This is a genomic window from Leptolyngbya cf. ectocarpi LEGE 11479 (assembly GCF_015207065.1).
GTDB lineage: Bacteria > Cyanobacteriota > Cyanobacteriia > Phormidesmidales > Phormidesmidaceae > Leptothoe > Leptothoe ectocarpi.
The window spans coordinates 1-11,263 of sequence record NZ_JADEXP010000211.1 but is presented as its reverse complement, the minus strand read 5'-3'; the positions used below and the strand labels follow the sequence as shown (position 1 = coordinate 11,263).

Genomic DNA, 11,263 nt, shown 5'->3' with positions numbered 1-11,263 from the left:
ACGGTGCTCTATATTGAGTGTGAATGCTTAATCGTCAAGGCAACAATTAATTAGGGGTTCTTGGGCAATGCTTTCTAAACCAACAGAGTCTAGTAAGGTAAACCAGTGAGTCTGAATGTCCATATTGCTTGAATCGTCGCGATATAAGAGTGCTAGTTCATGTAAAGCATCGTGCCAAATGCCGTGGTGGGCCAACGCTCGAATCTGCGACGGGGTGTCTTGAGTGGCCAAGGTGTCTGATAGGGCAGGCTGAGCCGTAATGCGTTGTAAACGACCTTCAACCGTTGGATTTTGAGATGGACTGTTGGGCTGATTGAGAATAGAAAATATCCAAGAATAAACGTCTCCGGTTTCTAATGGATAATCAAGCTGAAGGCCAATGATACCGCCTTTGGCTGGGAGTGTAACCACGTCACTAGAGAGAACTTGCTGATTGTTGTCTAGCAGCACCAGCTCGGCGGTCGTGGCTGTCTCGGCCTGGGCTGGAATATGAAACCACAGTGTGGGATTAGTCTCTAAGGTAGTCGCTAAGTGTGACGTTGAGGCTGAGTTGCAGTCTGCATCGCCAGTACTGGCAAGCGTATCACTGCCCGGCAGCAGCGCCACCAGCAAGTCGCTACAGGTGCCCCTCGATCCACCCGATGTGCGGCTGAGGGGACGTCCCTGATGATCAAACCCGCTGGGGGCATTGTCATTGTTAAATACCAGGGGAGGAAGGTCTGTTTGCTTTGTTGTCTCTAGGGAAGGGGATACCTGCGCCGATACTGGACTGGTGGGTACACTCATACAGCCATATTGCAGGGCTATTAATCCGAGAATATATAGTTGTCGTTTCATGACGGACTTTATTAATGTGTTTTTAAGGGTGGTTTTAGACGCAATTATAAGGGAACGTACAAAGTAAACCTGGATATAAACAGTCTTAGGATAGAGGAAAGAATAAAATCCACATCCCTCAACGTTAATTAGCAGAGGGCTGAGCGAAGTCGTTCGCGAAGCGTCTCCTGCGGAGTTAGTCCGGCTCAAGTGACATTTGTTTAATCTCCGTTCCTCAAACCTATTACCGATTTGACCGATGCTTCCCCCCAGGGACAGAACCATGGCTAGCCAGGCCGGTACGAAGGGTAGCCAACCGCCAATTAACAACATCAGATAGCATAGTCCCCATAGTGTGAGGGTCGTACCTGTGATTACTACAACACAAACGAAGGGGTAATTACGCAAAAAACGACGAGATAAAGAACTGTTACGGAGGGAATAGTACCCGATCCAGATCAGACCGCTACTGCCCATGGCCCAGGCTAAAATCCATAGGCCCTCACCCCATTCAGGTAGCCACCACAGCAATGGACGATGATCTAATGTGGCACTAATCAGCTGACTCGCCTTTTGGGCATGGATGGTGACACCGAGCATACGCTCTGTTTGGATTGGGGTAAATTGAGCATCTTTGGGCTCATTTAGACCAATTAAGACAATGCGATCGCGAATCCAAGCATCCAGCTGATCGTCTACCTGCCCCTCTAGTAATTCCCTAAGAGAAACCTGGCGAGGATTCTGGTTACGGTAGTTGACTAGGATCTGGTAGCCAGCCTGTTCCCCCGGAGCTAGCCGATAGCCCCCAGCCGTCGGTGGAATTTTAGGCAACAGAACATCCCCTAGCTGAATCAAATCCGATGAGAGAAAATCCAGGGAAATCCCTTCTGGCTCCAGATAGCGCAGCGCCACCCTGAGGCTAAAGGCGGTGTCAGTGTCACAGACATCTGTGCGCTGGAGCCCCAACAGATAGCGGCGGATGCGATAGTCAGGATCAATGACAAAGTCAGTAAAGCCCACCTGATCACTCGCCAGACCGGGAGGCGAGGCAATGCTGACGGAGGTATCCACCTCAACCGTTTGACCGATTTCACATACGGCCACAAAGCGCTGGTCTAGCTGGCTGGCTAATGTGGGTGAAAATGCAAAATCGTGATAGAAGTCTAACCCTAAGACCCGAGGATTGTGGGGTTTGAGCTTTTGCCACACCTGCAGCAGCGCCTCATCCGACAGGGAGCCTCGACGCTCCATACCCAGCCGATCTTGGTACTGCATGTCGGCTTCGCTGACGGTGATGATCAAAAACCGATCGTCAGCGGGCTCAGGGGGGTGCGATCGCAATAACTGATCAAACGCCAACAGCTCTAACGGCTGTAGCATCCCAAACGAACGGACCAGCAACACCAGCAATGTCGCTCCCACACCCATCATGGCTGAGCGCCACAGGGGCCACACACGAGACATCTGGGGCGACAAGGCGGCCAGCTGCGTCGCGATCCAAGCCCGGTCAAACACCGTGCCATAAATTCGATTAAAGACCGTTAAGCGTCCCTGCCGCCGCGTCACTAACCCCGTTAGTCGCAGCTCCAGCTGTTCGACAGAGGTATCAACCGGGACTCCTCCTTTTTTCAGAATCTGACGATACAGACGCAGCAATCGTTGGGGAGACCGCGCATTGCGTAACAGCCGGTTCTGTATCGTACGCAGGTGTTCTGGCTCATCTTGAACCTGCCAGTGGTCGAGAATCCGCGTTTGAATCAAGGTTCTCAGCGAGGGGAAAACCTGGCTCCTAATGCCTGATTCCTGACTGCTAGAAGCCGACTCCTGCACAAAGAGCTGACAAACCTTCTGGGTTAAAAAGGGCTGGCCTCCAGTCCAGTCCAAAATTTCCCGTAGAACGCTTTGAGGATCAGTTGTAACATCAGCTAAGCCCTGCAGCAGCGGCTGGGCTTCCTCAAAGTTAAATGGCTGCAGCTCAATGGCACGACCAATATTAAACGGGGTGGCATGGCTATCCCGCATCAGATCCGATGGTGTGGCCACCCCCAGCAGCACCACCGTCAATCGTTTATAGACAGCATGATTCGCCCGCTGCTCGTGCCAGTTGCGCAATAGGCCAAAAAAATCATCTGTGGGAAAGTTTAGCCCCAGCACGCTGTCAATCTCATCAAAAAAGAGCACCAGCGGCTGCTCGGTCTGGGGTAAAACAATCTGTTCTATAAATGTGCCCAGGCGCTGCACCGGAGAGAGATCTTCGTGTTCTCGCAGCCACTGGCGACGATTTACCCGCAGTCCCAGACTCGCAATCAGTACCTGGATGATGCCGCCGTACCACTGGTTCGCTGTAATCTCCTGGCTGCCAATGCCTAAAAGTTCTATCTCGGCGCAGAGGACTCCCGCATCAAACAAACGCTCCACTGTCTGCACGCGTAGGGACGATTTTCCCATTTGGCGAGAGGTTAAGACATAGCAATAGGTGCCGGTTAACAGAGATGCAAACAGCTCATCATCGGCCTGCCGTGGAATATAGCTGGGGGCATTGGCCGGTAAGCTCCCCCCCGATTGATAGATATAGCCCATCACCCATTTCCTAACTGGGTATGAAAGTATTGACGATAGAGTTGACAGCGGGGTTCAGCAATATTGCCAGTTAGCTTGACAATACCCATACTATGGAGCTGATGGGCCTGCACTGGCTCTAGCACAATAGACTCATGGGTCTCGACCACCTGGCGTAGGGTATTTATTAGGGCAGGTGTGTCCCGCAGGGCAATCCAATGTTCTCGTAGATGGTTAGCATAGATACCGGTCTCAGTGGGGGCTGCAGTCAACAGCGACTCCAAAGACTCTTTGGGATGGGTTTTGAGAAAGTCAAACGCCTGCTCTAACAAATAAGGGTGTCCACCCACCATGGCCATCAGCGGTGTTAAATCCAACGATGCAGGGAGACCGTGGAGTGAAGCAAACCGCTCAATTTGCTCGGGTGTGAATTCAGTGATTTCGATGGGCACACCCACATTAAACGGCGACTGGTTAATATTGAGCGGGATATAAACATCTGTGGAATGAACAATGGCAAGACGCAGCTGTTTCCACAGGGGGCGACTGCGGGTGCGGGCCATTTCATACCATGACCGCAACAATCCAAAAAAGTCTTCGTAAATTTCAGGATAGGGAAACAACAGATCCACATCATCCAGACAGAGAACCAGCGGGGCATCGCTGCTAGCTAGCAGATACTCTTCTACATAGGTGGAACAGCTCACCTTACTGCCCATGCCTTCTTCATCCCAATAATCATCTAACTCATTAGACAGGGCCAGGGACCGGGTAATGTTGATACACAGCCAGCGCAAAAAGCGATTGAGATTGGCAAAATGAACCTGGCGATCGGCCAGCTCTAAGCTAATTCGCACCGTCCGTAAGCCCTTTGCCTCTAGCTGAGTCAGCACATGGTCCATCAACAGGGTCTTGCCCATGAGGGATGGGGCTTTGACCCTAACCAGGGAACCGGGCTGACAGAGGGTATCGCGGCAAATGGATTCTAAGGGCTCGCGCTCAATATAAGGAGGCGGAACGGCAGCCGAGGCAGGGGCAATATTAGGGGCAATGTTAGGAGAAATGTTAGGGACGACAGCAGAACTGCCCACAGGAACAGTGGGTTCTAGCACCTGTTCTGCATGGCGGCGCAGGGCTTCTTTAAAGTTGTTTTTACTGACGGTTTCGCCTAGGGACTGGCTCAGGGCTTTCCAAAATTTAGTCCCCACGTCCCGCCGCAAATAGCTGTCGGAATACCCTGATGCCGAGGCTATTTGGTCATAGGTTTGCCCCTGCCATGAACCCTTAAGAATTTCAGTTTCAACGTCGCTCAGGTGGCGTCCGAGGTGACGAACCATGGCGTGATTTGCGGCTGCGATCGCACGTTCCATATCCATCATATTGACTTGAGACCCTAACTATACCGCCGGGTAGCAGATCACTGACCTGACCTTAGCAGAAGTTTTTTTAACTTTAATACGACAGAGCCTTGGTTAGCCCCACCGCCCGTTCCTTCGCCTTAGGACTTATCCGCTCTAGCACGTGTAAAAAATTGGGATGGCCCACCCCCGCGCATAAAAATGTCCAACGATAGGCCTGGGCCTGGGAGGCATAGAGCCGCTGCTGTTGATCCTTGCTTAAAACCTGACAGGTATCCTTGGGCGCACTCGCCAATACTTGCACCAAACTCGAAACATCGAACTGGGCCTGGGTCATCAACGTTTGCTCTAGCAGCTGAACCAGGGCAAAATAGCCTTCAATCGCCACATCTATATCAGTAGGGGACATCTGCTCCACCAGTTCAGCAGCCATCAGGGCATCGAGCTTGGTGTGCTGCGCTTCTTCAAGCCAGTGATATTTCAGCAAGTCACAAAAACGCGGCTCAAGGTGATCCTGACGCTGACGAATGCTTTCCAAATAATGAATCTGTGTGGTCCACTCAAACTGAAGCGTTAGCAGCAACACACTGAGCGGAGGATAGGCCCCAATTTTTTTAGCAATCTCCTCAACAGGGCCAACACACTGACAGCGATAGTGAACACCTCGCTCCAACGCAATCATAAACTGCTGAAACATATAAATGTGTTTCCCTTCCTCCTCAGCGAAGCCAAGCAGGGCCTGGGTGGCAAAGATATTGCCATAGCCCATTTGCTTTACCCGCTCCATCACCATCGGAATGATAAACGCTTCCACCAAAACAAATAAATGCAAATAGCTATTGGCTCGAATGTGGTTGAGAATAAGCTGCTGCTCTAAATTTAGAAAATCACTATCCGCTGCCCGCACCAGGCTTTCTGGCAAAAAGGGCAGATTAAAATCCATCGGTTTATCAGGACCGATTAGATCCTCCACACGCCAGCTAACTTTTTGAGAATCTCGCCAGGTGGACTCATAGGTATAGGTTGCAGTCATTGTCATTTCCCTAAATCATCACAGTTCAAGTTGGCTATAGCTTACGGCGATTTCCGCTCATCGACATTACAGAAAATGTCTGGAAATTCACCTGACATTTTATGAATGTATTTAAAGACCGTCGCAGTTCCCAACAGCCAGGTTCAGACATTATCTGTAACGACAGGAACAAATTCACTTCGTAGAGTAGTAACTGTGAGACAGAAAAAATTTGTTGTCTCACTCCACACTTAGCTTCAAAGGAGAAAAACAATGGTTAAAACTAAAGACTTCCGCCCAAATGGCAACCAGGACAACACATTTTTAGGTCACAAAGAAGACGGTGGTTTTCTAAGTCGTGGCCATGAATGGGAAATCTTTGGCGGCGGCGGTAATGACCACATTGCCGGAGATCGCAGAAAGGATCGTCTGGATGGCGGCGACGGTAACGACATTCTAGAAGGCCGTGGCGGAGATGACCGCATGAATGGCGGCAGAGGTGCTGACAGAATGGCTGGCGGCAGCGGCAGTGACACCTATTTTGTTGATAATATCGGTGATATTGTTCAAGAAAGTAACTTTGCCAGGGATGTCATTCGTAAAAACGGTCGAGTTATTGGTAATAAGGGTAGCAGGGATACTGTCATCTCTAGCCTCGACAACTATACCCTGACAAACTTTGTAGAAAGACTAAAGTTAATCGGTAACGCAGTCACCGGTAGAGGCAATAATCTTGCCAATGTTATTACCGCAAATCCCGATCGGAACAGTCGCCTGATTGGTGGCGGTGGAGACGATGAGCTGATTGGCCAAAACCGCAATGATTACCTGGATGGTAACAGCGGCGGCGATAAAATGAGGGGTGGTCGTGGTAACGACACCTATGTTGTCAACAGTGTCCGCGACCGAGTGATAGAGCATCGCAATCAAGGTATTGACACTATCCGCGCTACTTTAGATACATCTAGAAGAGCCTTTGTCTTACCCAATCAAGTAGAAAATCTCATACTAGCACGTAATCAGATAGCCCACGGCACTGGTAATGCCCTTAACAATGTAATTACAGGCAATAATTTCTTCAATCGGATTAGGGGTGGTAGTGGCCGTGACACCCTTCATGGTGGTGGCAGCGGTGATGAACTCTTTGGTAACAGTGGTGCAGATCGTCTCTTTGGTGACAGCGGTGGTGACGAGCTTTATGGTGGCACCAGTAGTGACGTTCTTGATGGCGGTGCTGGCAACGATCACTTGATTGGCTTTGGAGGCTCCATCTTTGATACTGACTCGATGACAGGAGGTAAAGGTGCCGATACTTTCTTCCTGGGCGATGCGTCGCAGGTTTATTACACCACTGGAACAACCTTTGGCAAAATTGAAGACTTTAGTCGAGCCGAGGGCGACAAAATTGCCGTTAAAGGGAACCCTGCAAACTATGTGATTGATCGTACTGCCAACATTATCGGTCAGGCTGATAAACTTGACACTCGCATCTTCTTCAATGGCGATCTGATCGGTGTTGTAGCGGACACAGCACTTTCATTAACAACAGACTTTGTAACCGCTACTCAAACCCATCGTTTACAGTAAATTTCAATGAAGATAAGGGAGCTTTCCCTGCTCAAAAAACAGGTTCACTATCTTATCTTATCCATACTTAACGGTACTAAGGTCTGCTGGTATATAGCAGACCTTAGTATCAAATCAATCCTAGAGCAATAGAGAGCTGTCAACACCAGACTAAAACCACTGGGAGAAAGCCCATGCATCCTACTTTAAACCTTGAACATACACTGACCGCTGAGTCAGAGCTGTTTACCTTACTTAGACGATACCGGCTGCTACCTCAGCTTCAGCGCGACCTGATTATTGATCGTGCGATCGCAAATATCCAACTAACAGACATAGCCCAACGAACAGCCCAGGAACAATTTAACCATCGACATCAACTATCTTCCGACGCAGAGCGTCAGGCTTTTGGTATGACCAAAGGTCTCTCCCTCGACGATCTCAATGCCATGGTCATACGCCATACCAAAATTGAAAAGTTTAAACAAGAAAAATGGGGTCACCAAATCGGTTCCTACTTTCTGAAATGTAAAGACCAGCTAGACCGCGTTATTTACTCCATGATCCGGACCCAGGATAACTACCTAGCTCAAGAACTTTACTTCCGTCTACAGAATGATGAAGATACCTTTGCTGATCTGGCTAGGTGCTACTCCACAGGGCTAGAAGCCAAACTAGGAGGACTGGTAGGTCCCGTAGCCTTGGGCAAACTCAATGCAGAATTAGCTCACATTCTTTCAATTAGCCATCCAGGACAACTATGGCCTGTGTCCCAGCTAGGTGAGTATTTTGTCATTCTGCGATTTGAGCAACATGTCCCTGTGGAATATGACCATGCCATGCAACAACAGCTGCTAAATGAATGTTTTGAAGCATGGCTGACAGAACAGATTGCAACAATCTGATCTCCGTTTATTCGATATCCACAACAACATTAAGACACACTTACCATGACTGTTTCATTTACCGATATTCAGGGCCACTGGGCAGAAGACTGTATCTATCAGCTAGCCATCCATAATCTTGCCCAAGGCTATCCCGATGGTCGCTTTGCTCCAGATAAATCCCTCACTCGGGCTGAATTTTCGGCTTTTATCTACCTAGCATTCTCCACAGCTGAGCCCGTGCGTGAGCCTGTGGTTTTTAAAGATTTATCCAACAGCCACTGGGCCTTTGATACCATCCAGTTTGCCTATCAAACAGGCTTCTTGTCAGGATATCCTGGACAGTATTTTAAACCGGATATTGCCATGCCTCGGGTACAGGCGATCAAAGCTTTGGTGAGCGGTTTTGGCCACGACAATGGCAACATTGTAAACGAGGTTCTTGTCCAATATTTTGATGATGCCGCAGAGATTCCAGCCTATGGGGCGAGGGCGATCGCAACGGCCATTCAACAACGACTGATCGTCAATTATCCCAATCTGAGGCAACTCCGCCCCAATGCCGAGATTACCCGAGCAGAACTGGCAGCAATCCTATGCCGGGCACTGCAGATCTACTGTGTACCCGAGGAATTTATTGTGGGTCCAGCTGTGGCAGCCCCCCATCCGGATGCCCTGGTGCTGGTCAGGCCTCAGTTTGACGACATTGGGGATAATGTGTCTGTGCCCCTTGATATCAGCGAAAACCTATTTGTAGACGGGCTAACCCGCGTAGAACGTGGGGGTAAAACCGGCTTTATTAATCCGCAGGGTCAGTTGGTCCTGCCGATGGAACTGGATCGCTATAAGCGGGGTGCCTTTAGTGAAGGTCGCTTGCCGGTAGAGATCGATGGAAAACTGGGGTATATTGATGCGACGGGGAAAGTTGCGATCGCAGCCCAGTTTACCCAAGCTGAAGCCTTTAGGGATGGCCTCGCCGTTGTCGCCACTAGACTGGACAATAATGTTAATGATTACTATGCCGTGATTGATCGCCAGGGTAACTTTGTGGTTACCCCTCAATATAGCGGTATCACGCCCTTTAGTGAGGGGCTGGCCATAGCTATCACCTTTAGCGGTCTATGTAATGGCCTTGACCATACCGGCAAAGTTGTTTTTCAAATCGACGGTATCATCCCCAGAGGTGGATTTAGAAATGGCTATGCCACCTTCATGAAAGATAAAAAAATGGGTCTACTAGACCCGCAAGGCAATATTGTTTTAGCCCCCGAATATATCTCAATTAGTGGCTACTCGAAAGGTAGAGCTTGGGTAACGCGTAACCCAAGGGATATAGGGATCGTGTGTGTCGATTTTGATGGCAATCCCATTTCTCCCCTATCCTTTTTGTCTGGTTCAGCCAACCCTTTTGTAGATGGTTGGGCCTGGGTAACTGCCGCCAGTGGTCAGAGTGGCTATCTTAGTGATGACGGTGAGTTTTCCACCGATTTTGAATGGATTGGTCCGTTTTCAGATGGGTTAGCCGCCGCCCTTACCCGTAATAGTCTGGGATATATTAATCGCGATCGCGAATGGGTGATTCCGCCCCAGTTTGATGATCCCCGTCAGCAACCGTCTACTAAGGACTTTCATCAATATCAGGGCTATACCTTTTCAGAAGGGCGGGCGGCTGTGCTGAAAAACGGTAAGTTTGGCTTTATCGATCGCACTGGTGAGATGGTGATTCCAGCCCAGTTTGAATGGGTAGCGCCTTTTTCAGAAGGTCTGGCCGCAGTGCGCTCCGATCGAGAAGACTTTTATATTGATTCAACAGGGCAAAAAGTCTTTACCTCTCGTTTTCCCATTGGCCCAAATATTGGATACGAGCAGGTATCTTTTAAGAATGGCTATGCTCTTTTTATTGGCGAGTGGGGATATGGCCTCATCGATAAAAAGGGTGATGTAGTGATTCCAGGGCAGTTTAACCGGGTGCAGCTGAACTATGCTGACTATGACAACGCCCGCTGGCTAAAGGTCAGCCTCAGGCTTGATCGCTATATCCACGGTGCGCCTCGACCAACAGATCATCAATCTCCCCGTCCGCCCTACATTCAGGACTACACCTGGGGGTTAATTCGTCTGCCCCAAACCGGTACAAGTACAGAGCAACCGTTGTTGTTACTAGAGGATAACAGCTCCGACCATGGACAGCTTTTAAAGCAGCTGGTTCTAACCTGACATTAGGGGCTGCCTCGAAGTCCAATTGTGAAATTTAGCGTGGGTAGGTAGCCCCTAATTCTAGCAGAGCTGATTTGGTTAGTCCTGGTCTCTACAAGTTTTTGAGCAATTTCAGAGGACAAAATCTTGTCAAATATTGATGGCGCTTGGGATAGTTGGCCAATATGTAACGCTCATACTCATACCAATCGCGTTCTCCTTTTTCTTCATTACAGAGGTGACAGATCACCCAGAGATTTTCAAAGTCTAGAGACAACCAAGGATAGTGGGCGCGGGGAAGCTTATGATCAATAGTACGGCCTTCACGATCTGAAAATTCCTGCCTGCAGACGGGACAGTGCTCATCTGAATTTTGTCTCACCCACTGTTTGCTTCTAGACGTCGTACCGAGATCACCATTGCCATTTATATAACGCCAATCATCATATTTTTGATAATCATCGCGGTCTCGCTGTGTCATCTTGTGATAGCGTCTGCTGCCGATATAGTCAGCGAACCTGAAAAGCTCTTCTAATGTTTTTTTATGCTTGTTCATAACTGTTCTTATTGCTATCGTCGTTTGCGTTTTACAGCAGATTTCTGTTTTTTTGTGGTAGCACTATAGTCAACAAACTCCATTTCTGATTCTGGGAACTGCCGATCAACTTGATCAGAAATTTTATTCACTTCAGCCGTTAGCTTTTGATTGAACTCCCTAATCTCTTCTGAGGTTTGATACTTATTACCAATGCGGTCAGCCCTGAGAAAAAGATCTTCCAGGGTATCTTCACCTGGATCGGACTGGAGCAAACGGTCATTTAGTTTTTGGTAAAGCTCAATAACATTGTTCCAGCCTACATTCTTATATCCCT

The 11,263-nt window shown here is 49.0% G+C and carries 8 protein-coding genes; 3 read left to right on the top strand and 5 right to left on the bottom strand.

Annotated elements, in window-relative coordinates; genetic code table 11:
• Positions 1–27 precede the first annotated feature (27 nt).
• The 3 genes from IQ260_RS19815 to IQ260_RS19805 all read right to left on the bottom strand — a co-directional run bounded on the left by IQ260_RS19815 (position 28) and on the right by IQ260_RS19805 (position 5,766).
• Entirely contained in the window at positions 28–3,396 is a 3,369-nt protein-coding gene (locus tag IQ260_RS19815; RefSeq protein WP_193994823.1) for a CHASE2 domain-containing protein, read from the bottom strand.
• Positions 3,396–4,754, bottom strand: coding sequence for an AAA-like domain-containing protein (locus tag IQ260_RS19810; RefSeq protein WP_193994822.1), 1,359 nt, complete (start codon positions 4,752–4,754; stop codon positions 3,396–3,398). Before IQ260_RS19810 ends, IQ260_RS19815 begins: the two co-directional genes overlap by 1 nt.
• A 73-nt stretch (positions 4,755–4,827) precedes the next feature.
• Positions 4,828–5,766 (bottom strand): hypothetical protein, encoded by a 939-nt coding sequence (locus tag IQ260_RS19805; protein ID WP_193994821.1) that lies wholly within the window; start codon positions 5,764–5,766, stop codon positions 4,828–4,830.
• 252 nt (positions 5,767–6,018) lie between these two features.
• Between IQ260_RS19805 and IQ260_RS19800 the strand changes: the two genes are divergently transcribed.
• The 3 genes from IQ260_RS19800 to IQ260_RS19790 all read left to right on the top strand — a co-directional run bounded on the left by IQ260_RS19800 (position 6,019) and on the right by IQ260_RS19790 (position 10,412).
• Entirely contained in the window at positions 6,019–7,332 is a 1,314-nt protein-coding gene (locus tag IQ260_RS19800) for a calcium-binding protein (protein ID WP_193994820.1), read from the top strand.
• Positions 7,333–7,505: 173 nt separating this feature from the next.
• Positions 7,506–8,216: a peptidylprolyl isomerase gene (locus IQ260_RS19795; RefSeq protein WP_193994819.1), complete on the top strand. Its 711-nt coding sequence runs from the start codon at positions 7,506–7,508 to the stop codon at positions 8,214–8,216.
• A 45-nt stretch (positions 8,217–8,261) separates the two neighbouring features.
• Entirely contained in the window at positions 8,262–10,412 is a 2,151-nt protein-coding gene (locus tag IQ260_RS19790) for a WG repeat-containing protein (RefSeq protein ID WP_193994818.1), read from the top strand.
• 91 nt (positions 10,413–10,503) lie between these two features.
• Here the strand turns inward: IQ260_RS19790 and IQ260_RS19785 are convergent, their stop codons facing one another.
• Complete coding sequence (locus IQ260_RS19785; protein ID WP_193994817.1) at positions 10,504–10,947, bottom strand: HNH endonuclease; 444 nt, start codon at positions 10,945–10,947, stop codon at positions 10,504–10,506.
• 14 nt (positions 10,948–10,961) lie between these two features.
• A partial coding sequence (locus IQ260_RS19780; RefSeq protein WP_193994816.1) for a hypothetical protein occupies positions 10,962–11,263 on the bottom strand: 302 nt, incomplete at its 5' end.

Coding starts and splice junctions, on each gene's coding strand:
- IQ260_RS19785 (WP_193994817.1), bottom strand. CDS start 10,947: ATGAACAAGCATAAAAAAACATTAGAAGAGCTTTTCAGGTTCGCTGAC.
- IQ260_RS19810 (WP_193994822.1), bottom strand. CDS start 4,754: ATGATGGATATGGAACGTGCGATCGCAGCCGCAAATCACGCCATGGTT.
- IQ260_RS19815 (WP_193994823.1), bottom strand. CDS start 3,396: ATGGGCTATATCTATCAATCGGGGGGGAGCTTACCGGCCAATGCCCCC.
- IQ260_RS19795 (WP_193994819.1), top strand. CDS start 7,506: ATGCATCCTACTTTAAACCTTGAACATACACTGACCGCTGAGTCAGAG.
- IQ260_RS19800 (WP_193994820.1), top strand. CDS start 6,019: ATGGTTAAAACTAAAGACTTCCGCCCAAATGGCAACCAGGACAACACA.
- IQ260_RS19790 (WP_193994818.1), top strand. CDS start 8,262: ATGACTGTTTCATTTACCGATATTCAGGGCCACTGGGCAGAAGACTGT.
- IQ260_RS19805 (WP_193994821.1), bottom strand. CDS start 5,766: ATGACTGCAACCTATACCTATGAGTCCACCTGGCGAGATTCTCAAAAA.